This is a genomic window from Gryllotalpicola koreensis, from assembly GCF_039538185.1.
GTDB classification, from domain to species: domain Bacteria; phylum Actinomycetota; class Actinomycetes; order Actinomycetales; family Microbacteriaceae; genus Gryllotalpicola; species Gryllotalpicola koreensis.
Genome location: NZ_BAABBW010000002.1, coordinates 434,002 through 459,169 on the forward strand (window position 1 = coordinate 434,002; position 25,168 = coordinate 459,169).

The 25,168-nt window shown below is 71.0% G+C and carries 19 protein-coding genes; 15 read left to right on the forward strand and 4 right to left on the reverse strand.

Translation table 11 applies throughout. The features are described from left to right. The 5 genes from ABD708_RS07035 (at position 1) to ABD708_RS07055 (ending at position 6,817) form a co-directional block, all read left to right on the forward strand. Complete coding sequence (locus tag ABD708_RS07035; RefSeq protein ID WP_344752684.1) at positions 1-1,671, forward strand: DUF885 domain-containing protein; 1,671 nt, start codon at positions 1-3, stop codon at positions 1,669-1,671. 173 nt (positions 1,672-1,844) lie between these two features. Further along, a complete protein-coding gene (gene rpsA / locus ABD708_RS07040) occupies positions 1,845-3,293 on the forward strand; it encodes a 30S ribosomal protein S1 (RefSeq protein WP_344752686.1) in 1,449 nt (482 codons plus the stop codon). A gap of 162 nt (positions 3,294-3,455) precedes the next feature. Next, entirely contained in the window at positions 3,456-4,058 is a 603-nt protein-coding gene (gene coaE, locus ABD708_RS07045; RefSeq protein WP_344752688.1) for a dephospho-CoA kinase, read from the forward strand. 168 nt (positions 4,059-4,226) lie between these two features. Continuing rightward, complete coding sequence (locus tag ABD708_RS07050) at positions 4,227-5,648, forward strand: class I adenylate-forming enzyme family protein (RefSeq protein ID WP_344752690.1); 1,422 nt, start codon at positions 4,227-4,229, stop codon at positions 5,646-5,648. Continuing rightward, entirely contained in the window at positions 5,645-6,817 is a 1,173-nt protein-coding gene (locus ABD708_RS07055; RefSeq protein ID WP_344752692.1) for an acyltransferase, read from the forward strand. The genes ABD708_RS07050 and ABD708_RS07055 overlap by 4 nt, the downstream gene beginning before the upstream one ends. Here the strand turns inward: ABD708_RS07055 and ABD708_RS07060 are convergent. The 3 genes from ABD708_RS07060 to ABD708_RS07070 all read right to left on the reverse strand — a co-directional run bounded on the left by ABD708_RS07060 (position 6,759) and on the right by ABD708_RS07070 (position 9,247). Further along, positions 6,759-8,093, reverse strand: a complete 1,335-nt coding sequence (locus tag ABD708_RS07060; RefSeq protein WP_344752694.1) for an MFS transporter — start codon at positions 8,091-8,093, stop codon at positions 6,759-6,761. The two genes, ABD708_RS07055 and ABD708_RS07060, sit on opposite strands and share 59 nt — an antisense overlap. A 113-nt stretch (positions 8,094-8,206) precedes the next feature. Then, complete coding sequence (locus ABD708_RS07065; RefSeq protein ID WP_344752696.1) at positions 8,207-8,893, reverse strand: M56 family metallopeptidase; 687 nt, start codon at positions 8,891-8,893, stop codon at positions 8,207-8,209. Positions 8,894-8,905: 12 nt separating this feature from the next. Further along, on the reverse strand, positions 8,906-9,247 hold the full coding sequence (locus ABD708_RS07070; protein WP_344752698.1) for a BlaI/MecI/CopY family transcriptional regulator: 342 nt from the start codon (positions 9,245-9,247) through the stop codon (positions 8,906-8,908). A gap of 133 nt (positions 9,248-9,380) precedes the next feature. Here ABD708_RS07070 and ABD708_RS07075 point away from each other — a divergent pair, with 133 nt between their 5' ends. The 9 genes from ABD708_RS07075 to ABD708_RS07115 are packed head-to-tail and all read left to right on the forward strand — an operon-like array spanning position 9,381 to position 21,587. Further along, positions 9,381-10,949 (forward strand): cytochrome ubiquinol oxidase subunit I, encoded by a 1,569-nt coding sequence (locus tag ABD708_RS07075; protein WP_344753381.1) that lies wholly within the window; start codon positions 9,381-9,383, stop codon positions 10,947-10,949. Positions 10,950-10,964: 15 nt separating this feature from the next. Then, complete coding sequence (gene cydB / locus ABD708_RS07080; RefSeq protein ID WP_344752700.1) at positions 10,965-12,038, forward strand: cytochrome d ubiquinol oxidase subunit II; 1,074 nt, start codon at positions 10,965-10,967, stop codon at positions 12,036-12,038. Beyond that, positions 12,035-15,427, forward strand: a complete 3,393-nt coding sequence (gene cydC / locus ABD708_RS07085) for a thiol reductant ABC exporter subunit CydC (protein WP_344752702.1) — start codon at positions 12,035-12,037, stop codon at positions 15,425-15,427. Before cydB ends, cydC begins: the two co-directional genes overlap by 4 nt. Positions 15,428-15,436: 9 nt before the next feature. After that, complete coding sequence (gene uvrB / locus ABD708_RS07090; RefSeq protein WP_344752704.1) at positions 15,437-17,506, forward strand: excinuclease ABC subunit UvrB; 2,070 nt, start codon at positions 15,437-15,439, stop codon at positions 17,504-17,506. A 23-nt stretch (positions 17,507-17,529) separates the two neighbouring features. Then, positions 17,530-18,249: a DUF4129 domain-containing protein gene (locus ABD708_RS07095; RefSeq protein WP_344752706.1), complete on the forward strand. Its 720-nt coding sequence runs from the start codon at positions 17,530-17,532 to the stop codon at positions 18,247-18,249. Beyond that, on the forward strand, positions 18,246-18,725 hold the full coding sequence (locus ABD708_RS07100) for a hypothetical protein (protein WP_344752708.1): 480 nt from the start codon (positions 18,246-18,248) through the stop codon (positions 18,723-18,725). Before ABD708_RS07095 ends, ABD708_RS07100 begins: the two co-directional genes overlap by 4 nt. Further along, a complete protein-coding gene (locus ABD708_RS07105; RefSeq protein WP_344752710.1) occupies positions 18,722-19,729 on the forward strand; it encodes an AAA family ATPase in 1,008 nt (335 codons plus the stop codon). Before ABD708_RS07100 ends, ABD708_RS07105 begins: the two co-directional genes overlap by 4 nt. After that, entirely contained in the window at positions 19,726-21,099 is a 1,374-nt protein-coding gene (locus ABD708_RS07110; RefSeq protein WP_344752712.1) for a DUF58 domain-containing protein, read from the forward strand. Before ABD708_RS07105 ends, ABD708_RS07110 begins: the two co-directional genes overlap by 4 nt. Next, on the forward strand, positions 21,096-21,587 hold the full coding sequence (locus ABD708_RS07115) for a hypothetical protein (RefSeq protein WP_344752715.1): 492 nt from the start codon (positions 21,096-21,098) through the stop codon (positions 21,585-21,587). The genes ABD708_RS07110 and ABD708_RS07115 overlap by 4 nt, the downstream gene beginning before the upstream one ends. Positions 21,588-21,758: 171 nt before the next feature. Here ABD708_RS07115 and ABD708_RS07120 read toward each other — a convergent pair whose 3' ends face one another. Next, a complete protein-coding gene (locus ABD708_RS07120; RefSeq protein ID WP_344752718.1) occupies positions 21,759-23,327 on the reverse strand; it encodes an ABC-F family ATP-binding cassette domain-containing protein in 1,569 nt (522 codons plus the stop codon). A gap of 302 nt (positions 23,328-23,629) precedes the next feature. Between ABD708_RS07120 and ABD708_RS07125 the strand changes: the two genes are divergently transcribed. Next, entirely contained in the window at positions 23,630-25,168 is a 1,539-nt protein-coding gene (locus tag ABD708_RS07125; RefSeq protein WP_344752720.1) for an HNH endonuclease signature motif containing protein, read from the forward strand.

The window sequence follows — 25,168 nt, forward strand, 5'->3', positions numbered from 1 at the left end:
ATGACCGACGAACGCACTCCGACCGAGATCGATCGCATCGCCGAGCGCTGGCTCGAGGCCGAGCTCGACCTGTACCCAGAGATGCGGGTCTACCTCGGCCGCCCGGGCCGCGAAGGCGAGTACGGCGACCTCTCCCCGGCGGGCCACCAGGGCGCAGCGGATGCCGCGCGCGCGGCCCTCGCCGAGATCAACGCCGCCGAAGCCGCCGACGAGACCGACACCATCACCAAGCTCGACCTCGCCCGAGAGCTCGAGCTGCAGATCGAGAAGCACGAGGCCGGCTTCTGGCAGCGCGACCTCAACAACATCGCCTCGCCGCTGCAGAACCTGCGCGACATCTTCGACCTCTCGGCGACCGACACGGCCGACGACTGGGCCGTCATCGCAAAGCGCATGGGGAATATCCCGGCGGCGATCCGCGGCTACATCGAGTCGCTGCGGGTCGGCATGTCGAGCGGCAACGCCCCCGCGGTGCGACAGGTGCGCATCGGCATCCAGCAGGCCGACGAGCTGAACGCCCGCGACGGCTTCTTCTTCACGCTCGCGAACGGGGCGAAGACGGCCGACGGGGCTGAGCTGCCCGAGTCGCTCAAGGCCGATCTGCAGCGCGGTGCCCAGGCCGCCGCCGCGGCGTATGGCGAGCTCAGCTACTTCCTCGACGACGAGCTGCAGCACGAGGCGCCAGAGCGCGACGCGGTCGGGCGCGACATCTACGCCCTCGCGAGCCGCGGCTTCGTCGGCGCGAAGCTCGACCTCGATGAGACTTACGAGTGGGGCATCGAAGAGCTCGCCCGCATGGTCGCCGAGCAGGAGGCGATCGCGAACGAGATCAAGCCGGGCGCCTCCGTGCGCGAGGCGATCGAGTTCCTCGACCAGGACGCGTCGCGCAAGCTCAAGGGCACCGACGCGCTCAAGGCCTGGATGCAGGAGACGGCCGACCAGGCGATCGCGGAACTCGCGGGAACGCAGTTCGACATCCCCGAGCCGCTGCGCCGCATCGAGGCGATGATCGCCCCCACGCAGAACGGCGGCATCTACTACACGAGCCCCTCGGAGGACTTCTCGCGAGCCGGCCGCATGTGGTGGAGCGTGCCGCCGGGCGTCACCGAGTTCGACACCTGGCGCGAGAAGACGACCGTGTACCACGAGGGCGTCCCCGGTCACCACCTGCAGCTCGGCATCGGCGTCTACAACACGGCCAAGCTCAACGCGTGGCGCCGCAACCAGTTCGTCTCGGGCCACGGCGAGGGCTGGGCGCTCTACGCCGAGCGCCTCATGGACGAGCTCGGCTACCTCAGCGACCCCGCCGACCGGCTCGGCATGCTCGACGGCCAGCGCATGCGCGCGGCCCGCGTGGTGCTCGACCTGGGCGTGCACCTCGAGAAGCCGCTCCCCGATGGCAGCGGCATCTGGACGGGCGACTACGCCTTCGGCTTCATGGGCCGCAACGTCAACATGGAGCAGGGCTTCGTCGACTTCGAGGTGAACCGCTACCTCGGCTGGCCCGGCCAGGCACCCGCCTACAAGGTCGGCCAGCGGGTCTGGCAGCAGCTGCGCGACGAGCTCAAGGCACGCGAGGGCGACGCCTTCGACATCAAGGCGTTCCACAAGAAGGCGCTCGATCTCGGCGGCGTCGGCCTCGACACGCTGCGCACGGCGCTCCTCGGCTGAGTTCAGGAGAAGACGGATGCCTCGCGCGGGAATGCCGGCGTTGAGGCATCCGTTTCACATCAGGTAAACTTGAACGTCACTCTCGTGACTTCTCTATCCGCTCGCCTGATGCGGAAAACACACACAACGTTCGTATCAGGCCTGATTCATGTCCATCCCGGAGTAACTACTCAATGACTACCACTACGACCGAAAAGGCAGCCAAGCAGGTCGCCATCAACGACATCGGCTCTGCTGAAGACTTTCTTGCCGCGGTCGAGAAGACTCTGAAGTTCTTCAACGACGGTGACCTCATCGAAGGCACCGTTGTGAAGGTCGACCGCGACGAGGTGCTCCTCGACGTCGGTTACAAGACCGAGGGTGTCATCCCCTCACGTGAGCTTTCCATCAAGCACGACGTCGACCCCAGCGAGGTCGTCGGCGTCGGCGACACCGTCGAGGCCCTCGTTCTCCAGAAGGAGGACAAGGAAGGCCGTCTGATCCTGTCGAAGAAGCGGGCTCAGTACGAGCGCGCCTGGGGCGATGTGGAGAAGATCAAGGAAGCCGACGGCGTCGTGACCGGCCAGGTCATCGAGGTCGTCAAGGGCGGCCTGATCGTCGACATCGGCCTGCGCGGCTTCCTGCCCGCCTCGCTGATCGAGCTGCGCCGCGTGCGCGACCTGACGCCGTACCTCGGCCAGGAGATCGAGGCGAAGATCCTCGAGCTCGACAAGAACCGCAACAACGTGGTCCTCTCGCGCCGCGCCCTGCTCGAGCAGACGCAGTCCGAGTCGCGCACCACCTTCCTCAACAACCTGCACAAGGGCCAGGTCCGCAAGGGCGTCGTCTCGTCGATCGTCAACTTCGGTGCGTTCGTCGACCTCGGCGGCGTCGACGGCCTCGTGCACGTCTCCGAGCTCAGCTGGAAGCACATCGAGCACGCCAGCGAGGTCGTCGAGGTCGGCCAGGAGGTCACCGTCGAGATCCTCGAGGTGGACCTCGACCGCGAGCGCGTCTCGCTGTCGCTCAAGGCCACCCAGGAGGACCCGTGGCAGGTCTTCGCCCGCACCCACGCGATCGGCCAGGTCGCGCCCGGTAAGGTCACGAAGCTCGTTCCGTTCGGTGCGTTCGTTCGCGTCGCCGACGGCATCGAGGGCCTCGTCCACATCTCCGAGCTGTCGGGCAAGCACGTCGAGCTCGCCGAGCAGGTCGTGTCCGTCGGCGAAGAGGTCTTCGTCAAGGTCATCGACATCGACCTCGAGCGTCGCCGCATCAGCCTCTCGCTGAAGCAGGCCAACGACGGTGTCGACCCCGAGGGCACCGAGTTCGACCCGGCCCTCTACGGCATGCCGACCGAGTACGACGAGCAGGGGAACTACAAGTACCCCGAGGGCTTCGACTCGGAGACCGGCGAGTGGAAGGAAGGCTTCGAGGAGCAGCGCGCCAAGTGGGAGGCCGACTACGCGGCCGCTCAGGAGCGCTGGGAGGCTCACAAGAAGCAGGTCGCCCGCCAGCTCGAGGAAGAGGCGAACACGAGCGGCCAGTCCAGCTCGTCGTCGTTCTCGACCGAGTCGGCCGGCACCGGCACCCTTGCCGACGACGAGTCGCTCGCCGCTCTGCGCGAGAAGCTCTCGAGCAACTGAGCTGAGTAGCACACAGGGGCCGGATTCCTTCGGGAGTCCGGCCCTTTGTCGTTGACGGATGCCGCACCCTTCGCGCGGCGACAGTAGACGTGGCTTCGCGCGTCGGATTCCGGCCTCCGTTGTCGCCGCGCGGGAGTCACGGGGCCGGGTAGCGTGGCATCCGTGAAGCTCATCGCTCTGACCGGGGGCATCGCCTCGGGGAAGTCCACCGTCTCCGCGCGGCTCGCCGAGCACGGCGCCGTGATCCTCGACGCGGACAAGCTCGCGCGCGAGGTCGTCGAGCCGGGCCAGCCGGCCCTCGCGCAGATCGTGGCCGAGTTCGGCGAGGGGGTGCTGCTGCCCGACGGTTCGCTCGACCGGCCGGCGCTCGGCCGGCTCGTCTTCGGCGACCCCGCCGCGCTGCAGAAGCTCAACGACATCACTCACCCGGCCGTGTGGCGGCTCGGGCAGGCGAAGCTCGCCGCGGCAGAGGCCGAGAATCCCGAGGCGATCGTCATCTACGACGTGCCGCTGCTGGTCGAGGCATCCCGCGATCGTCCGCTGCGCTTCGAAAAGGTCGTCGTCGTCAATGCGCGCCGCGACGAGCGCCTCCGCCGGCTCGTCGCCGACCGCGGCCTGAGCGAGGCCGAGGCTGAGGCGCGCATCGGCTCGCAGGCGACGGATGCCGAGCGCGTGGCCGTCGCCGACGTGGTGCTCGACAACGACGGCAGCCGCGAGGAGCTGCTCGCGGCCGTCGACGAGCTCTGGGCGACGCTGACCGCATGACGGATGCCGCGGGCGTCAGGCGCACGTAGCGGAAGAGATTCTGCGCGACACGCCGTCGGCGTCTGCGGACACGCCGCAGCCGTGCCCGAATCTCTTCCCCACGACGGTTTGACCCGCGGCATAGCCGTCGCGCAGGAGGCGCTCCATGACGCCTACTAGCCTGGAACGGTGAGTCTGAGCGCCGACGGTTCCAGTGGGGGAGACGGCGAGACCCTCGCCGAGCTCATCGCAAGACGGGGCATCGAAGACCCTGACGCCGTGTTCCTCGAGGACGCCCGCTCCGAGCGGGTCATCCGCTACCGAGACCTCGTAGAACTGCCCGCCCGTGCCGCCGCGCTCGGCGCCGAAGCCGTGCTGATCGCCCCAGAGGACCCGATCGACTTCGCCCTCGTCTACCTCGCGGTGCTTGCCGCAGGCCTGCGCGCGGCGCCCGTCGCGCCCGACTCGTCAGCGGCGGCACTCGAGACGCTCGCCGGACAGTTCCCCGGCTCGGCCGTCGTCGTGCGCGCGCTCGACGAGCTGCCCGCAGCAGCACACGCCGCGCCATCGGGGGAGCGCGGCAGCGCCGTGCTCTTCACCTCGGGCTCGACCGGCACGCCGAAGGGCGTCGAGCTCAGCGAGGAGCAGCTGCTGCACGTCGCGCGCGCCGTCGCGGCCCACAACGAGTTGAGCCCCGAGGACCGCGGCTACAACCCGCTGCCTCTGTTCCACATCAACGCCGAGGTCGTCGCGCTGCTCGCGACCCTCGTCGCCGGCGGCACGCTCGTCCTCGACCGCCGCTTCCACCGCACCGGCTTCTGGGAGCTGATGCGCGAGCGGCGCGTCACCTGGATCAACGCGGTCCCCGCGATCCTCGCGATCCTCGCGAAGGAGCCCGTCGAGGCGCCCCGGGGCCTGCGCTTCATCCGCAGCGCCTCGGCACCGCTGCCCGACCCGGTCGCCGCGGCGTTCGACGGGGTGCCGCTCATCGTGAGCTACGGCATGACCGAGGCCGCCAGCCAGATCACGGCCACGCCGCTCGACGGCAGCGCGCCGCGCGGCTCGGTGGGGCGCGCGGTGGGGGCCGAGCTCGAGGTGCGCGACGATGACGGGGCGCTCCTGCCTGCGGCATCCGTCGGTCTCATCTGGATCCGCGGGCGCGGCGTGATCTCGCACTATTTCGGCGATGTCGCCGCCGACCGCTTCGACAAGGACGGCTGGCTGCGCACCGGCGACCTCGGCAGCGTCGACGCGGACGGCTTCGTCACGCTCGTCGGCCGCAGCGATGACGTCATCAACCGCGGCGGCGAGCTCGTGTACCCGGCCGATGTCGAGGATGTGCTGCTCGGCGACGCGCGGGTGCGCGAGGCCGTCGTGGTGGCGAAGCCCGACGAGGTGCTGGGGCAGGTGCCGGTCGCCTTCGTGATCCCGGACGGGGACGAGACGGATGCCGAAAGCCTGCGCGTCGCGCTGCTCGAGCGCGCCGCCGCCGAGCTGCCGCGCCATCTGCGCCCGGTGGAGCTCACCGTGACCGACGAGTTGCCGCGGGCGGCGACGGGGAAGGTGCAGCGCGCGCGCATCCGTGCGGCGCTCCAGGAGGACGACGCGTGACGGAAGCGACGGAACCCACCGCCGAGCCGAAGAGCACACCGGTCAGGAAGCGCCGGCACATCCACGAGATCGACGTCATCCGCATCCTGACGTTCGCGTCGGTCATCGGGGTGCACACGATCAGCCACACCGCGCCGTCCGACGGCGTCGGCCTGCACGTGCTGCTCGCGTTGCTGCACTTCACCCGCGAGCCGTTCTTCTGGATCACGGGCTTCGTGCTGATGTGGAGCTACTTCCACAAACCTGTGCCGATGCGGAGGTTCTGGCCGCGCCGCTTCCTGCTCGTCGGTGTGCCCTACCTGGTGTGGTCGTTCGTCTATCAGTTGCTCTACGACTACCCGCGCACCCACCACGACCCGAGCGTCGGCGGCTTCCTGCTCGACTACGTGCACTCCGTGCTCACCGGCACGGCCTGGTACCACCTGTACTTCCTGCTCGTGACGATGCAGGTCTACCTGCTCGTCCCCGCGATCGCGTGGCTGGTCCAGAAGACCCGCGGCCGTGGCCACTACGTCGTGCTCGCGGCGGCGGCCGTGCTGCAGCTGGGGTTGATGAGCTGGTACCACTACTGGCCGCACGTGCTGCCCGGCTTCGTCGCCTACGACAAGCAGTACTTCTTCAGCTACAGCTTCTTCATCCTCGCCGGCGCGATCTGCGCCGACCACGGCGAGGGATTCCTCGGCTGGGTCGCCCGGCACCGCGGCCTCGTCGGCCTCATCACCCTCGCGTGCGCGGCCGTCTACCTCGGCGTGTTCGCGATCCAGGTGGCGACGGGGGCGAGCCTGTACTCGGCCGGCTCGCCCGTGCAGCCCGCGATCGTGGTCTGGGGCGTCGGGGTCGGGCTCGGCTTCACGGCGATCGGCAGCCTGTGGTCCGACAGGCGCCGAGAGGGCAGCCTGCTCGCCCGGTCGGTCGACACGGCGACGGACCGCTCCTTCGGCATCTTCCTGTCGCACCCGCTGATCCTGTGGACCCTGCTGTGGGTCGCGGACGGCTGGTTCGCGAAGGCCGTGCCCGATCCGTGGCTGTCGCTCGCCGCCTATCTGATCGTCGTGCTGGGCGCCATCGGGCTCACGGAGCTGCTGCGCCGCAGCCCGGCGAGCCTGTGGTTCACCGGGCGTCCGCGACGTCGTCGACACCGAGCGGAAGCACGCGCCGCGGCTTCATAATGGCGGCGACCACAGCCACGGCCGCGAGCAGTGCGATCGAGAGGCCGAACGGCCACTGCCAGCCGACCGAGTCGACCATCGCACCGAACACGATCGGCGAGAAGATGCCGGCGACGCCGAATCCGGTGTTCATCATGCCGCTCGCGGTGCCCGACCACTCGGGGGCGACGTCCATCGGGATCGCCCAGAGCGTCGCGTTGCACAGTTCGAGGAAAAAGAACGAGAGGGACAGCGAGACCGTCGCGACGGCCAGCGTATGGCCGAACAGCAGGGGCACGAGCCAGACCATCGAGCCGATCAGCCCCACGAGGAGCACGGTGCGGCGCGAGTTGCGCAGGTTCCCCGTGCGGCGCAGCAGGAAGTCCGCGAACACGCCGCCGACGGTGTCGCCCACGACACCGCCGACGAGCACCACCGAGGTGAACAGCGCGTACTTCGACAGCGGCAGGTCGAAGGTGTCGGAGAGGAACGTGGGGATCCAGGTGAGGAACACCCACAGCACCCAGCCGTAGCCGAAGTCGACGATCGCTACGGGCAGGATCGTCCGGATCAGCCGCACCCACGGCGTTGCCGGGCGGGCGGCCTTCTCAAGCTCGCGCGGGATCTCGGAGAGCTCCAGTTCCGTGACCTTGGGATGGTTCTGCGGACGGTCGCGGTAGGAGATCATCCACATCAGCGCCCAGATCACACTGAGCAGGCCAACGAGCAGGAACGAGATCTGCCAGCCCGCGAGGAAGGTGTCGAGGCTGTCGCCCCAGATGATCAGGCCGCCGACGAGGATCGGGGCGACGGCGTTGCCGAGGCGCGAGGCGGAGTGCACGACGCCCTGGGCGAAGCCATTGCGGTCGGGCGGCACCCAGCGCGACATGGCGCTGGTCGCCGTCGGGAACGCGGCGGACTCGGTGAGCCCGAGCAGCAGGCGCGCGCCCACGAGCGACCACAGGCCGACGGAGAAGCCGGTCGCGATCGTGGCGACACCCCAGAGCACGCCGATCCAGAACAGCGACTTGCGCGCGCCGAAGCGCTCGCCCAGGTTCCCGCCGAAGATCTGCAGCAGCGCGTAGGGGATCGAGAACGCCGAGACCGCGATGCCGAACTGCGTCGCGTTCAGGTGCAGCGCGCCCATGATCGTGGGGCCGGCGGTGGAGATGTTCGTGCGGTCCAGATACGAGATCGCGTACATCACGCACAGGAGCAGAAGCACCTTGCCGCGCACCCTGTGCAGAATGGGGCTCGCGCCCTGCTTCGGGGGAGAGACGGATGTCTGAGTACTCAATGTGCGGCTCCGATCGGCTGCTCGTGCGAATGCACTGCACATCCTTGCTATCAGCCAGGTACCCCGAACACGTCACTCCCAGTTCAGGATTTGTTCAAGATCCGACGGTGCGGTCACGCGCCGCGGAGGCGCGCGACGCGGGGCGCGACGGCCGCGGCATCCGTGCCCGCGACCGCGGTGACGGCCGAGGCGAGCACACTGTCGGGCACGACCTGCCGCGCGTCGTCGTCGGCGAGCAGCTCGACGAGCAGCGCCACCGCCTCCTCGGCGCGGCTCGCGATCGGGAACCACGGCAGAGCCGTGCGCCACGCCTTGAACGCCATCAGCACGATGTGGTGATGCTGGGTCATATGGGCGCGCTCGTGCGCGACGACGGCGGCGAGCTCCTCCTCGGAGAGCAGGCGCAGCAGCCCGTCGGAGAGCACGGTCACCGAGCGCGGCACGCCCGGCAGGCAATAGGCCACGGGCGCCTCGTTCTCGATGAGGCGTGTCCCCGGCCGGTCGGGCATCGGCGTCGAGAGCAGCTCGACGAGCTGCCGGTGGCGGCGGCGCTGCCGTGAGGTGCCGACGGCCGTCAGGCCGAGGTTCAGCAGCAGGTGCAGCGCGAGCAGGGCCGCGGCCCCCTCCGAGACGGACCAGAGCGCGCCGATCATGGACAGGCCGCCGGCCACGGCGATGGCCTGCCAGCAGAGCATGGCCACGGCAGGCATCCGTATCGTCCATCTCGCGCGTGCGAGCAAAACGGGCACCGGCCAGGCCAGCGCAACCGCGATCATGCCGAGGATCAGGACTTTCGTCACTGCGTCAGCGCCCTACGACCCGAGAAGCTTACGGAGATGATCCGTCTCGCTCTTGCTCGCACGGCCGACGAAGCGCGCCAGCACCGCCTCGCGGTCGGGTGCCGAGCCCAGCACCTCGTGCATCAGCTCGGCCATGTAGTCATCACGCGAGAGGGTCGCACCGAACAGGTGCGGGCGGCGGCCCCGGTCGCGCGTGACGAAGCCCTTGGCCTCGAGGCGCGTCAGCACCGTGAGCACGGTCGTGATCGCGGGGGAGCCCGGCAGCGCGTCGCGCACCTCGGCCGCCGCGAGCGGGGCGGGGGACTGCCAGAGCAGATCCATCACCGCGCGTTCCAGTTCCCCTAGCGATGCCACGGCGCTATTCTACGCGTGGTAGAAAGTAACAAGTTCTACGTTATGTAGAAGTCGGTGCGAGCCGGCACCTTTCTCATCAGTCGCCCGCAAGGGCAGCCCGAAAGGGCACGTCCGAGAGGACAAAGCAGTGCATCTGACCGCGTTAGACCCCGTGCTGATCGCCCGCTGGCAGTTCGGCATCACGACCGTCTACCACTTCTGGATGGTGCCGCTCACGATCGGCCTCGGGCCGGTGGTCGCCTACTTCCAGATCCGCTGGCACCGCTCGGGCGACGACCGCTTCTACCGTGCGACGAAGTTCTGGGGGAAGCTCTACCTGATCAACTTCATCATGGGCGTCGCCACCGGCATCGTGCAGGAGTTCCAGTTCGGCCTGGCATGGTCGCAGTACTCCCGCTTCGTCGGCAACATCTTCGGCGCCCCGCTCGCGATGGAGGCGCTGCTCGCGTTCTTCCTCGAGTCGACCTTCCTCGGCCTGTGGATCTTCGGCTGGGGGCGGCTGCCCAAGGGCATCCACACCGCCACGCTCTGCATCGCGGTCGCCGGCTCGATCGTCTCGGCGTACTTCATCATCGTGGCGAACTCGTGGATGCAGCACCCGGTCGGCGTCGTGCTCGAGCACGGACAGCCGGTCATGAACGACATCTGGGCGATCCTCGGCAACAACACCGCGATCTGGTCGTTCCTGCACACGATCCTCGGCTCGCTGATGGTGGGCGGCATGTTCCTGCTCGGCATCAGCTGGTACCAGCTCTGGCAGCGCCGCAAGGACGGCATCGACACCGTGGGCGCCGACGGGCGCGTCATCGCGGGCGAGAACCCCGAGATCCCCGGCCGCGACGCCCTCGACCACCGGCTGTGGCTCGACTCGCTGCGGGCCGGCGCCTGGGTCGCGATCGTCGCCTTCGTCTTCGTGTTCCTGACGGGTGACCAGCAGGGCAAGCTCATGTTCGTGCAGCAGCCCATGAAGATGGCCGCCGCCGAGGCCGCGTGCGACACGACGACCGACTTCTCCCTGCTGTCGTTCGGCGCGTGGAACGCGGAGAGCTGCCACAGCGTGCGCGACGTCATCACCGTGCCCGGCGTGCTGTCCTTCCTCGCCAACGGCAACTTCGACACGCCGGTGAAGGGCGTGAACCAGCTCATCCCGATCTATCAGGAGCGCTACGGCACGCAGGCCTCCAACGGCAACGAGATCAACTACGTGCCGCTGATGCCGGTGACGTACTGGGGATTCCGGGTCATGATCACCCTCGGCGCGCTCTCGGCCTTCGCCGCGCTCGTCGCACTGTGGATGACGCGGAAGGGCACCGTGCCGCGGAACCCGTGGGTCATGCGGCTCGCCCTGCTCGGCATCCTCGCCCCCTTCGCCGCCAACTCGGCGGGCTGGGTCTTCACCGAGATGGGACGCCAGCCGTTCGTCGTGGCGCCGAACCCGACGGGAGACGACAAGATCTTCCTGCTCACCCAGGTGGCGAGCTCGCCCAACGTGACCGCGGGGGAGTTCATCTTCTCGATCGCGTCGCTCGGCGGCCTGTACCTGATCCTGATGATCGTCGAGGTCTGGCTGATCACGAAGTACGTGCGCGGCGGCGCGGCGAGTGCGATCCCCGAGCTCGGCAAGAGACCCGACGACACGGATGCCGGCGGGCCGGGCGGCGGCGCGAAGTCGTCCGACGACGTCCTGGCGTTCGCGTACTAGGGAGGAGAGAGCATCATGGTTGATTTCCTGCCCACCCTGTGGTTCATCCTCATCGCGGTCCTGTGGACCGGCTACCTCTTCCTCGAGGGCTTCGATCTCGGCGTCGCGATGCACATGGTGCTGCTCGGGCGCGACGAGAAGGACCGCCGCGTCATGCTGAACACCATCGGCCCCGTCTGGGACGGCAACGAGGTGTGGCTGCTGACCGCCGGCGGCGCAACCTTCGCCGCGTTCCCGTTCTGGTACGCGTCGCTGTTCTCGGCGCTGTACATCCCGCTGATCCTCGTGCTGCTGGGGCTGATCCTGCGGGCGGTCGCGATCGAGTACCGCGGCAAGGGGAACTCGCAGCGCTGGGTCGACGTGTGGACCTGGTGCCTCGCGCTCGGCTCCTTCGTCGCCGCGTTCGGCATCGGCGCGGGCCTCGCGCTCACCTCGACCGGGCTGCCGCTCAACGCGCACGGCGACATGACCGGCGGGCCGTTCGCGTGGTTCAACGGCTACGCCGTGCTCGGCGGCCTGGCGGTCGTCGGCTTCGCTCTCGTGCACTCCGCCGACTTCCTCGCGCTCAAGACCGACGGCCCGGTTCGTGAGCGCGCGGCGGCATTCGCCTGGCCATGGGGTCTCGTATGCCTCGTGCCGATCGCGCTCTGGGCGATCTGGGTCACCGTGAAGAGCGGCCACCCGGTCGCCTGGGTGACCCTCGTCATCGGTGTCGCCGCCGTCGTGTGGTGGGCGATCGAGGCGCGGGCGCGGAAGGAGGGGCTCGCCTTCCTCGGCCTCGGCATCTTCATCGTCGCGGGCACGGCGACGATCTTCGAGGCGATGTACCCCGTCGTGCTGCCGTCGTCGACCAACCACGCGTGGGACCTCACGGTCTCGAACGCCTCGGCCGCGCCGTACACGCTCGAGGTGATGTCGTGGGTGGCCCTGATCGGCGTGCCGCTCGTGCTCGCTTACCAGGTATGGACCTACTGGGTGTTCCGCCGCCGGCTGTCGAGCGACTCGATCCCCGACGCGACGCCGTTCCAGGCGGCCGTGGCCGCCGCGACCGGGCGCTCCGACGCCGCGACGCAGCCCTTCGCCAAGTGAAGCCCGTTCTCGACGACCTCGGGCGGCCCGCGCTCTACCTGCTCGGGCTGCTCGGGGCCGTCAAAGCGGCGGGGCTCGTGCTCGTCGCGCAGGGGGTGGCGAGCGGGCTCGCCGCGCTCTTCGAGCACACGGATGCCTGGCGGGGAGCCATCTGGATCGGGCTGCTGGGAGCGGTGCTGCGCGGACTCGCGACGTGGGGGCTGCAGGCGGCATCCGCCCGCGTCTCGCTCGGCGTGAAGGAGAAATTGCGCGCGCGCGTGCTGGATCGCGCCGTGACGGATGCCCGCGGCGGTGTCGGCGCGACGACGACGGTCGCGACGACCGGGCTCGACGAGCTCGACCGCTACTACACGGTGTTCCTGCCGACCCTGGTCGGCGCGGTCGCCGTGCCGCTGCTCGTGGGCCTGCGCATCCTCGCCGCCGACTGGGTCTCGGCCCTCATCGTCGTGCTGACGATCCCGCTGATCCCCGTCTTCATGGCGCTCATCGGGCTGCACACGCGGGATTCGGTTGCGACCGCGACGAACGCGCTCACGCGGATGTCGGACCACATGGTCGAGCTCGCCCGCGGCCTGCCCGTGCTGATCGGCCTCGGGCGGGTGCGCGAGCAGAGCGCCGCCTTGCGGAAGCTGTCGGACGACTGGCGGGTGACGTCGCTCGGCACGCTGCGCACCGCGTTCCTCTCGGCGCTCGCGCTGGAGCTGATCGCGACGCTCTCGGTCGCGGTCGTCGCCGTGTTCGTCGGCGTGCGGCTCGTCGCCGGGACGATGCCGCTCGAAGCGGGTCTCATCGCGCTCGTCCTCGCGCCGGAGTGCTACGCGCCGTTCCGCGACATCGGCTCCGCGTTCCACGCCTCGCAGACGGGGCTCGACGCCCGGCGGCGGGTGCAGGAGGTTCTGGACGGGGCATCCGTCTCGACCCCGCTCGTGCGGACCGTCGCGGAATCCGGCGTCAGCGTGCACGCCCTGGCGGTGCGGCATGCGGGGCGCGGCTCTGATGCCGTTCGCTCGGTCTCGTTCGAGGTGCGGCCGCGCCAGGTGCTCGCGCTCGAGGGGCCGAGCGGCGCCGGCAAGTCGACGGTGCTGCGCGTGCTCGCGGGGCGGGGCGCACAGCTCGACGCCGAGGCGGTCGTCACCGGTTCTGTCGCTGCGCCGCGCGAGCTCGCGTGGCTGCCCCAGCACCCGCAGTTCGCGCGCGAGGGGGCGGCCGCCGAACTGGGCGCCTATGGGGCGACGGATGCCTCAGCCTCGTCCCTGCTCGAGCGGCTGGGCCTGCCCGATGCCGACCCGGCACGACTGTCGCCTGGGGAGCAGCGGCGGCTGGCCTTCGCGCGCGTGCTCGTCCGCGTCGACGCGGGGGTGCGCGTCGCGCTGCTCGACGAGCCGACGGCGCACCTCGACGCCGCGTCGGCCGCGGTGGTGCGCGCCGAGATCGCGGCGCTCGCGGCTCGGGGCGTCGCCGTGGTGGTGGCCTCGCACGACCCCGAGCTGCGCGCCCTCGCCGACGAGCGTGTGGCGCTGAGCCCGGTCGAGCCCGCAGCTGGGTCCCCGGTCGTCACGTTCTCACCGCTTTCCGCCCCTGAGGCGCGCTTTTCCGACGACCCGCGCGCGGACCCCGACGGCGGGTCGTCACAAACGCCCACCCAGCCGGCCTCGAAGCGGGCATTCGTGACGACCGGGGGAGACAGAGGGGCCCGTGCGGGGGCGCGCCTCGCCGCCCTGCGCGAGCTGGGGCGGGTGCTCGCCCCCGCCGGTTGGAAGCTCGCCGGCGCGATCGGCCTCGGCACGCTCGCGGCGCTCTTCGCCACGGCACTCACGGCGCTCTCCGGCTGGCTGATCGTGCGGGCGGCAGAGCACCCGCCGATCCTCTTCCTCGAGGTCGCGATCGTCGGCGTGCGCTTCTTCGGCATCGGCCGCGCGGCGCTGCGCTACGCCGAGCGGCTCGTCACCCACGACGCCGTGTTCGCCGACCTCACCGAGCTGCGCATGCGACTGTGGCGCGGTCTCGCCGCCCAGGGGCCGGCGGGACGCGTCGAGCTCACCGCCGCCAACACCCTCGACCGGCTCATCGGCGACGGCGATCGCGTGCGCGACCTCGCGCCGCGGGTGGTCGTGCCGCTCGCCTCCGGCGTCGTGGCGCTGGCGGGCGCGGTCGTCGCGCTCTGGATCCTCTGGGCGCCGGCCGGCCTGCTGCTGCTCGCCTGCTGCGCCGTCGCGCTCGGCGGGGGAGCGGCGGTCGCGATCGCCGCCGACGCCCGTGCCTCCCGAGGACGCGACCTCGACCGCTCGGCGGTCGTGCGGCGGGTCGCGGCACTCCTCACCGCGCGCGACGACCTCGCGGCGAACGGCGCGGCCGAGGGCGAGCTCGAGGAGGTCTCGCGGCTGGGCCGGCGAGCCGCGGCATCCGCCACCCGGACCTCGACCGCGCTGGGAGCGGGCTCCGCTCTCGCCGTGCTCGTCTGCGCCGCCACCGCGATCGGCATGCTGCTGCTGGCGGCGCACGCGCACGCGGCAGGCGCGCTGCCCGTCCCGCTCATCGCCGTGCTCGTGCTCACCCCGCTCGCGCTCATCGAGCCGGTGCTCGAGGCCATCGGCGCCGCGCAGCACTGGCCGGAGCTCGCGCAGGTGCTTCGTCGCGTGAGCCCTGTGACCGTGGCTGCCGATGAGGCCGAGCACGAGGAGCCCGGTGCGCCGGTGGCGCCCGTGCGCGGCATCCGTCTCGACGACATCGCCTACCGCTACCCGCATGCCGAGCAGAACGTGTTCGCCCACGTGACGGCGGCCGCGCGGGCGGGCGAGACGCTCGTCGTCACGGGGCCGTCTGGCAGCGGCAAGACGACGCTGCTCGGCGTGCTGCTGCGCTATCTCGCGCCGACGTCGGGCCGCTATCTCGTCGACGATGCCGATGCCGCGCGGCTCGACGCGGAGGAGCTGCGGCACCGCGTCGCCTGGTGTCCGCAGGAAGGCCACCTGTTCGACTCGACGCTGCGCGGCAACCTGCAGATCGCGCGCGGGCGCGAGGACCAGGCGACGGATGCCGAGCTGCACGCCGTTCTCGAGAGGGTCGGCCTCGGCCCGCTGCTCGAGACGCTGCCCCTCGGGTTGGACACGCCGATCGGGGCGGCCGGGGCGTTCCTCTCGGGCGGGCAGCGGCAGCGCGTCGCGGTCGCCCGCACTCTGCTCGCCGAGGCCGACGTCGTGCTGCTCGACGAGCCGACCGCGCACCTCGACGACGAGGCGGCGACGGCGCTCATCGCCGATCTGACCGCCGCGCTGCGCGAGAAGACCCGGGTGCTCGTGACGCACGACGTGCGCTTCCGTGGTGCGGGCGCCGTGCTCGAGCTGGGGGTCGGCGATGCGGCCCGGCTCAATGTCACACCTGCTTCCTAGACTGAATGCATGGCCCAACCCACGCGCGCCGTGCGTCCCTTCGAGGTGATCAGCGAATACGAGCCGAGCGGCGATCAGCCGCAGGCGATCGCCGAGCTCGCCGCCCGCATCAACGCCGGCGAGACCGACGTCGTGCTGCTCGGCGCGACCGGAACGGGCAAGTCGGCGACCACCGCGTGGCTCATCGAGCAGGTGCAGCGGCCGACGCTCGTGCTCGCGCACAACAAGACGCTCGCGGCGCAGCTCGCGAACGAGTTCCGCGAGCTGATGCCGAACAACGCCGTCGAGTACTTCGTCTCGTACTACGACTACTACCAGCCCGAGGCCTACGTGCCCCAGACGGACACCTTCATCGAGAAGGACTCGTCGGTGAACGCCGAGGTCGAGCGCCTCAGGCACTCGACGACGAACGCGCTGCTGTCGCGGCGCGATGTGGTGGTCGTCTCGACCGTCTCCTGCATCTACGGCCTGGGTGCCGTCGACGAGTACCTGGGCGCGATGACCGTGCTGCAGGTCGGCGACCAGGTCGGCCGCGACCGGCTGATCCGCACTTTCGTCGACGCGCAGTACGAGCGCAACGACATCGACTTCTCGCGCGGCAAGTTCCGGGTGCGCGGCGACACGATCGAGATCATCCCGATCTACGACGAGAACGCGGTGCGCATCGAGCTGTTCGGTGACGAGGTCGAGGCGATCTCGCTGCTGCACCCGCTCACGGGGCAGGTGCTGCAGAAGCTCGACTCGGTGTCGATCGCCCCGGCCACGCAGTACGCGGCGAGCCAGGCGGCGGTGCACCGCGCCATCGGCACGATCCGCGAGGAGCTCGCCGAGCGGCTGGAGGAGCTCGAGCGCCAAGGCAAGCTGCTCGAGGCGCAGCGGCTGCGCATGCGCACGACTTTCGACCTCGAGATGCTCGAGCAGATCGGCTTCTGTTCCGGCATCGAGAACTATTCGCGGCATCTCGACGGCCGCAATCCCGGCGAGCCGCCGACCTGCCTGCTCGACTACTTCCCCGACGACTTCCTCGTCGTCATCGACGAGTCGCACCAGACGGTGCCGCAGATCGGCGCGATGTACGAGGGCGACGCGAGCCGCAAGCGCACGCTGGTCGAGCACGGATTCCGGCTGCCGAGCGCCCTCGACAACCGCCCTCTCACGTGGGACGAGTTCAAGAACCGCGTCGGGCAGACCGTGTATCTGTCGGCGACCCCCGGCCGGTACGAGCTCGGGGTGGCCGACGGCATCGTCGAGCAGATCATCCGCCCGACGGGACTCGTCGATCCGAAGGTCGTCGTCAAACCGACGAAGGGGCAGATCGACGACCTGCTCGAGGAGATCACCACGCGCACGGAGCGCGACGAGCGGGTGCTCGTCACGACGCTGACGAAGAAGATGGCCGAAGAGCTGACCGACTTCCTCACCGAGGCGGGCGTGCGGGTGCGCTACCTGCACTCCGACGTCGACACCCTGCGGCGCGTCGAACTGCTCACCGAGCTGCGCCAGGGCGTCTTCGACGTGCTCGTCGGCATCAACCTGCTGCGCGAGGGCCTCGACCTGCCCGAGGTGTCGCTCGTCGCGATCCTCGACGCCGACAAAGAGGGCTTCCTGCGCTCGGGCACCTCGCTCATCCAGACGATCGGCCGCGCGGCGCGCAACGTCTCGGGCGAGGTGCACATGTACGCCGACACGATGACCGACTCGATGAAGTCGGCGATCGAAGAGACCGACCGCCGCCGCGAGATCCAGATCGCGTACAACGCCGAGCACGGCATCGACCCGCAGCCGCTGCGCAAGCGCATCGCCGACATCACCGAGGTGCTCGCCCGCGAAGAGGCCGACACCGCGAAGCTGATGGCCGACCGCGACGGCGGGAAGGGCAAGGGGAAGGGCGCGAAGACGCAGCGCGTCGGAATCGCAGCCCAGGGCGCCACCGAGCTCGAGAACCTGATCGCGGACCTCAACGGGCAGATGCTCGAGGCCGCCGCCGAGCTGAAGTTCGAGTTGGCCGCCCGGCTGCGCGACGAGCTCTCCGACCTCAAGAAGGAGCTGCGGCAGATGGAGAAGGCGGGGCACGCCTGAACCGTCCGAGTCTCCGGAGCCGCGTGGGCCGGCACCGCACGCTGATCGGATGCGCCGTGCTCGGCGTCGTCCTGATCGCGGCGGTGTCGTTCGGGGGAGTGCCGCACTTCGGCGGACCTGTCTGGGTGCCGGGGCAGGTCGCGCCGCCGCGGCAGCCCGCGCCCACGAACACTTCGACGCTGCCACCGAGCGAGCCCCAGCTGCACGGCACCGACTCGGTGGCCGGCCCGCTCGTGCTCACCGTGATCCTGCTGATCGCGGCGGCCGTGCTGCTCTGGTTCATGCTGCGGGCCGTGCTACGGGCGCGCGGGCGCGGTCGCACACTCCCTGTGCTCACCGCCGTCGAAGCCGATGCGCCGCCGCTGCCCGACGACCTCGGGCATGACCCCGACGCCGAGCCCGACGCGCCGATCGTCCACCGCGGCCTGCGGCTCGCGCTGGACGCGCTCGACGAGCAGCGGGAGCCCGCCGACGCGGTCGTTCGAGCGTGGCTCGGGCTGCAGTCCGCCGCCGAGGACTCCGGCGTCGAGCGGCGCCCGGCCGAGACGCCGACCGAGTTCACGGCACGTGTGATCACCCGGGTGCAGGCCGACGCCGGGGCGGCCGCTCAGCTGGTGGACGTCTATCAGGCCGTGCGCTTCGGCGGGCATCCGATCTCCTCCGCCGAGGTGCGGGCGGCGCGCTCCGCCATCGAGAGGCTGCTCGACTCGTGGCATGAGCCGATCCTGCGGGCGCGCCGGTGAGGGCGCTCGTGCGCGCCCGCGTGCTCGGGCCGGCTGTGGCGGTCGGCGTGATCGTCGGCGTCGCGGTGTGGTTCTTCGGCGCCTCGCCGTGGTGGGCGGTCGCGCTCGCGCTCGTCGGCGCCGCGGCGATCGCCCTGTGGCGCGCGATGCCCGGCCTCGAGGAGCCGATCTGGCCGAAGCGCGAGCCCGAGACGGGCCCGGGCGCCCGCGACGACGTGCACGTGCTCGGCTGGGCGGTCGCCGATCTGCGCGGCCACGTGCAGTTGCGTGCCCTCGACCGGGTCCGGGCCGTCGCGCGGGACCGGCTGGCGCAGCGGGGGCTCGACCTCGACGCGGAATCCGATCGGGCGGCCATCGAGTCGCTGCTCGGGACGCGCGCCTACCGGACGCTGCACAGTAACGTGTCGAGCATGCCCAGCCAGTCGGCGCTGCTCGCCTGCTTGGACGCCCTCGATCGAGTGAAGGAGCTCGCATGACCGACGCGCAGCCCGAGGCGGCGCCGCTCGCCGTCGCCGAGATCTCGCGCCTCGCGAACGAGGTGCTCGACCGGGTCGGCAGCGTCGTCGTCGGCATGCGCGAGCCGCTCGCGACGGCGCTCGCGACGATCCTGGCGGGCGGCCACGTGCTCTTCGAGGACGTCCCAGGGCTCGGCAAGACGCTCGCCGCGCGCAGCCTCGCGGCGGCCCTCGGCCTCGACTTCCGTCGGCTGCAGTGCACGCCCGACCTGCTGCCCTCCGACATCACGGGGTCGTACGTCTACCAGCCCGGCACGGGGGAGTTCGTGTTCCGCGAGGGTCCCGTGTTCACGGGCCTGTTCCTCGCTGACGAGATCAACCGCACTTCGCCGAAGACGCAGTCGGCGCTGCTCGAGGCGATGGCCGAAGGGCAGGTCACGGTCGAGGGGCGCAGCTTCCCGCTGCCGAAGCCGTTCCATGTCGTCGCGACGAGCAACCCGATCGAGTTCGAGGGCACCTATCAGCTGCCCGAGGCGCAGCTGGACCGCTTCATGGTGCGGCTCGCGGTCGGCTACCCGGGGCGCGAGGGAGAGCAGCGGGTGCTGCTCGCCCGCGTCGCGCGCCGGCACGAGCTTGCGACGATGGAGCCCGTGGTGACGGCCGAGACGCTCGCGGCGATGCAAGCCGGCGTCGAGACGGTGCACGTCGACCCCGACATCGTGGCGTACTGCGTCGACCTCGCCGTCGCGACCCGCGGCCACGCCTCGGTGCAGGTGGGCGCGTCGCCACGCGGCTCGCAGGGGCTCATGCTCGTCGCTCGCGCCCGCGCGGTGATCGCGGGCCGCGACTTCGTGACGCCCGACGACGTGAAGGCGGTGGCGATCCCGGTGCTCGCGCACCGGCTCTCGCTCACGGCGCAGGCTTGGGCGACCGGGGTCAACCCGCGCGATGTGGTGACCGAGCTCGTCGGCGTGGTCGCCGGCCCGCCGGCCGTCGGCGCCCTGGGCGGCTCCGGCGGCGCATGAGCGCGCCGAGGCCGTCCGAGCCGTCGCCGCGGTGGCGGCTCACCGTCGCGCAGACCGGCGCGATCGCGGTCGGATTCCTCACCGCGGGCGCCGGCGTCGCGGTCGGCCACGCCGACGTGGTCGTGATGGGCCTGCCGCTGCTCGCACTGGCGGCCTGGGCGTGGGATCGGCGTCCGCATGCGGCCAGCGGCAGGCAGGCGACGGATGCCTCGCCCGCGGCGCCCCTTGACGTGCAGCTCACTGCCGACCGCGCCGCCCGCGAGCACTCCATCGGCTATCGGGTGCGGCTCGAGACACCGCCGGGCGTCGAGGCGGTGCAGCTGCGGGTCCTCGAGCTCGGCGTGCGGCCGCGGCTGCACGTGCTCGCGGCCTCGCCCGCTCGGCCCATCGACGTGCGCGGCCGTGTGCCCGCGCCGCACTCCGGGCCGCAGCGCGTCGTCGCGGTCGATCTGCGGCTGGTCGCCGCGGGGTCGGCGCTCATCACCGACGTGGCCGCGCCTGTCGCGGTCGATCGCACCGTCGACCCGGCCTTCACTCCGATCGGCGCGCTTCCCCTGCCGCCGCGGCTCACCGGGCTCACCGGCTCGCACGACTCCTCCCGCCCAGGCGACGGCGGCGACTTCCACGACATCGACCGCTTCCGGCCGGGTGACCGGCTGCGCCGCATCGATTGGAAGGCGACGGCGCGGCTCGCCAGGGAGCCCGGCGAGCTCTACGTGCGCCGGACCCGGGCGCAGGCCGACGCGACCGTGTTCGTCGTGATCGACAGCGCCGACGACGTGGGCGAGAACGTCGACACGTGGGCGCACTTCGACCCGCTGAACAGCGGCACGACCTCGCTCGACATCGCCCGTGCGGCGGCCTCGGCGATCGCGGCCGGGTACATCAGACAGGGCGATCGGGTCGCGCTCGCCGACCTCGCCGTGCCGGGCAGGGTCGCCCTCCCCGGCGCGGGCGCGCGCCATCTCGACCGGCTGCTGCGCGCCATCGCCGCAACCCGTCCGTCCGGGGCGCTGCGTGCGACGCGGCGCCCTCCGCTCGTCACGCAGGGCGCCGCCGTCTACCTGCTCTCGACCTTCCTCGACGACCACCCGGCCGCCTCCGCCCTGCAGTTCGCGGCGACGGGCCACCGCGTCATCGCCGTCGACGTGCTTCCACCCGCCCGCACGAACGAGCTCACCGTCGAACGGCGCATCGCCCACCGCCTTGTCGTGATGGATCGCGACAACCGCCTGACGGCGCTGCGTGGCGGCGGTGTCGAGGTGCTCGCATGGGGGCTCGAACAGGACGATCCGGCGCGCGACGCCGCCCTGCTGGCGCTCGCCCGGCCGGGGCATCCGTCCGCCCGGCCTGCGGCGGTGTCGCGATGAGAGGCCGCGAGCTTCCCGCCTGGGCGGTCCGCGCCGTGCTCGGCGTTCTGCTGCTCGCCCTCGCCGCACTGCACGCCGGCGATGCCTGGGGCTGGATCGCCGCCCTCGCCGGTGTCGCGGCCGCCGTCTCGCCGTGGCTGCAGCTCGCCTGGGTGGCGATGCTGAGCCTCGTGCTGTCGGAGCTCATCCAGCCCGCGGGCGCCGGCGCGTGGCATCCGTATACCGTGCTCGCGGGCGTCGCGCTCGCGCACGTCCTCGCCGCGCGGGCCGCTGTCACGCCGGTGCGGGCGCGCGTCGAGTTACGGGTCTTCGCGCGGCCGCTGCTCATCGCAGCGGCGGTCACCGCGCCGTCCGAGGGGCTGCTCGCGCTGACGCTCTGGCTGCGCGGCGCCGCCCTGCCGTCGTGGGTCCCTGCGACCGTGGTGGGTGCGGCCGCCCTGCTCGCCCTCGGCGCGCTGCTGTTCGGCCGGCTGCTGCGGCGCGCCTAGCTGGGGCTGCCGCGCGTTCGAGCGCCGAGATACACCGCGCCTCCTGATCCCACCGCGTTTCTGAGCAGGATTCCCTCACCGTGCGGAAGGGATTCGGCGCGACACGCCGTGCACGAGCGCCGACACGCCGGGGCCGCCCCCGAATCCCTTCCGCACGGCCCGGCGGCGCGCTCACACCCGACTGAGGACTCCGGATGCCTCGAGCCGGAGTTCCGCGTCGAGGTGCAGGCGCTCGAGGAATCCGCGGTCGTGGCTCACGACGATGAGCGCGCCGCGGTAGGCGGCGAGCGCCTCGACGAGCCGGTCGATCGAGTCGAGGTCGAGGTTGTTCGTCGGCTCGTCGAGCACGAGCAGCTGCGCGGGCGGGTCGGCGAGCAGCAGTCGCGCGAGCGCCACGCGGAACCGCTCGCCGCCGGAGAGGCTCGAGACGGGGCGCGAGATCGCGTCGCCGCGGATCAGGAAGCGCGCGAGCCGGTTCCGCAGCTCAGCCGTCGTGGTGTTCGGCGCGGCGCGTTCCACGTTGGCGAGCACCGTCGCCTGCTCGTCGAGCGTGTCGATGCGCTGCGGCAGATAGGCGACGCGGTCGGCGAGCAGCCCGTCACCGGCCACCAGCCTCTCGATGAGCGTGGTCTTCCCGGCGCCGTTGGGTCCGGTGAGCGCGACGCGCTCGGGCCCCTGCACGATGAACTCGCGCCCGTCCGAGCCGCGGAGTGTCGCGATGCGCCGCCCCCGGGCGACACCCGGATCGGGCAGGTCGACGGCGATGTGGTCGTCGTCGCGGATCAACAGGTCCGCCGCCTCGACCGCGGCCTGCGCCTCGGCCTCACGACCGGCATGCAGACCGCGGATCTTCGCCGCCGACTTCTCACCCGAGTTCTTGAGTCCGTCGAACATGGCCTTGCCGAAATCCCCGTTGGCGCGCTTCTTGCGGCCGTCTGCGGCGCTGCGCGCCACCTTCGTCTCCGCCCTGATGCGGTCGCGCCTCTCGACGCGCAGCCGCTGCTTCGCGGTCGCGAGTGCCTGACGCGCCGCCGCCTGTTGCTCGTCGAGCCACGCGCGGTACGCGCTGAACGGGCCGCCGAACACGGTGAGCGCGCCGCCGCGCAGCTCGGCGGTGTCGTCCATCAGCTCGAGCAGGGCCGTGTCGTGGCTCACCACGATGAGCGCCCCGCGCCAGGCGCGCACCAACTCGTAGAGCCGCTCGCGCGCGTCGCCATCGAGGTTGTTGGTGGGTTCGTCGAGCAGGGCGACGGATGCCCCGCGCAGCCGTACCCCGACCACGCCGGCGAGCATCGCCTCGCCGCCTGACAGCTCGCCGACGCGTCGGTCGAGCTCCCCGGGCAGGCCCGCTGCGGCGAGCGCGGCGGCCGCGCGCTCCTCGGCGTCCCAGCCGTCGGCGCCGATGGCATCGAAGAGCTCAGGGCTCGTGTCGCCGTTCGTGATGGCGCGAACGGCGTCGACGACGGCGCGCACACCGAGAAGGTCGGCGAGCGTGGCATCCGTCTCGATCGTGAGGTGCTGCGGCAGGTAATCGACGGTGCCGGTGATCGCGACGCTCCCGCGGGTCGGGGTGAGATGTCCGGCGATGAGCCGGAGCAGCGTGGACTTGCCGGCCCCGTTGGCGCCGATGAGTCCGGTGCGGCCGCGGCCGAAGGCCCCGGTGAGGCCATCGACGGCGAGTTCGCCGTCTGGCCAGGTGAAAGTCAGGTCGTTCAGGACGACGGAGGGTGCGGAAGGCATGGAGAAGGCTCCGGTTCGTGTCGAGGGTGGTACGCCGACACGGCGGAGCCTGGGCTTTCAGGAGCGGGCAGGCAGCAGTGTCAGCGCGTGATCGCGAGACCGGTGCTGTCCGTCATTCCTGTTTCCTTCGTCCCGTTCCCTGGCATAGCGGGCGGGTGATGAGTGCGGAGCCCGCGGGAACGGATCAATGATGACACGGATGCCTGTGCTGGTCTTTCCGTCCACAGGAGCGAAATCAAGGATTCATACACAGATTCGGATATCAGCCCTTGAATGTCGGTGGCCCAGTCTAGCCTGATGGCATGTCTTCGGTACTCGAATCGCTGGAGAGCCTCGCCGCCACGGTGGCCGAGGCCCTTCCGTGTGCCGACGACCTCGGGGCGCTTACGCCCGACGAGGAAGCGCAGGCGACGCGGGTGCTGGGCGGCATCCGATCGAGCGTCGGCGCGACCATCTCACTGCTCGCCGCCGACATCGAGCGAAGGTCGGCTCGAGAGCTCGGCACCGAGGGGCTCGCGCAGCAGCGTGGCTTCAAAGACGGCATCGGGTTGGTTCAAGACCTCGCCGGGGTGGGGCGCGCCGAAGCGACGCGGCTGATCCGCGTCGGCGGGCTGCTCGAGACCGCCCAGGCGATCGCGCCCGTGCACGTGCCAGATGGCGCCCCGCCGTTCGATCCGGGGGAGCGGTCGCTTCCTGCCCTCAAGGCGCTGCCCGGCGAGTGGGACGCGCCGATCGCCGTCGCGGTGCGGAACGGCTGGCTCAGCGCCCCGCAGGGGGATGCGCTCAGGCAGGCCCTCGGCGGACCTCGGATGCGCGACCTCGCGCCCGCGTGGCGAACGGCCGCGCTCGAGCTGATCGGCGACTGCTGGTCCGGCCGCTGGACGCCGGAGGATCTCACCAGAGCGGCCAAGCGCGCGCGTGCGTCGCTTGACACGTTCGCCGCCGCACACGAGGCCGAGCAGCGGAAGGAGCTGCGCTCGTTCAAGCGCCACGTGCGCGCGAGCGGCATGGTGCACTACGACATCGACCTCGATCCGGAATCCGATGCGCGCTTCTATGGGCCGATCCGCACGATGCTCTCGCCGCGACTCGGCGGGCCGCGATTCCGCGATGCGGCCGAGATCGCACGAGCCCGTGAGCTCGATGAGGACCCGCGGACGAACGAGCAGCTGCAGGCCGACACCCTCGTCGAGCTCGTGGAGTGCGGCGGTCAGTCCGAGAGCAACGTGCTGCTCGCGCGGCACCGGCCGCAGGTCATGGTGGCGGTGACCGCCACGGACCTCGCGAAGGCGCGGGCTGCACAAAATGCCTTGGCCCGACACCATGCGGGCGATCACCGTGGCTGCTCAGGGGCGGGCTTCGGAGTCACCTGCGCAGGCCCCGACCAGGGAATCGCATGGATCGACGGCACTGACACCCCGATCACCGCGACGGATGCCATGCGCATGCTGTGCGGCGACGGATTCACCCCGATCCTGTTCGACGAGAGCGGTCAGGCGATCGACATCGGGAAGGACCAGCGGCTGTTCACGCCGAAACAGCGCCGGGCGATGGCCAAACGCGACGGCGGCTGCCTGTGGACCGACTGTCCGATGCCGCCGGATGCGACCGAAGGACATCACCTCAACCCGTGGAGTGAGAGCCCCGCGAACCACAAGACCGAGACACGCGACGGCATTCTGCTCTGCAAGCGACATCATCTGCTGCTGCACAACCACGGCGAGCGCATCGAGAGACGCGGAGCTGAGTACTGGCTGCTGTGGCCGGGGCGCGATCCGATCCGGCTGCACTCGAAAGCAGGCATCCGAACCCAGCTGCGAATGCAGAGGCCCTCTGGGTGA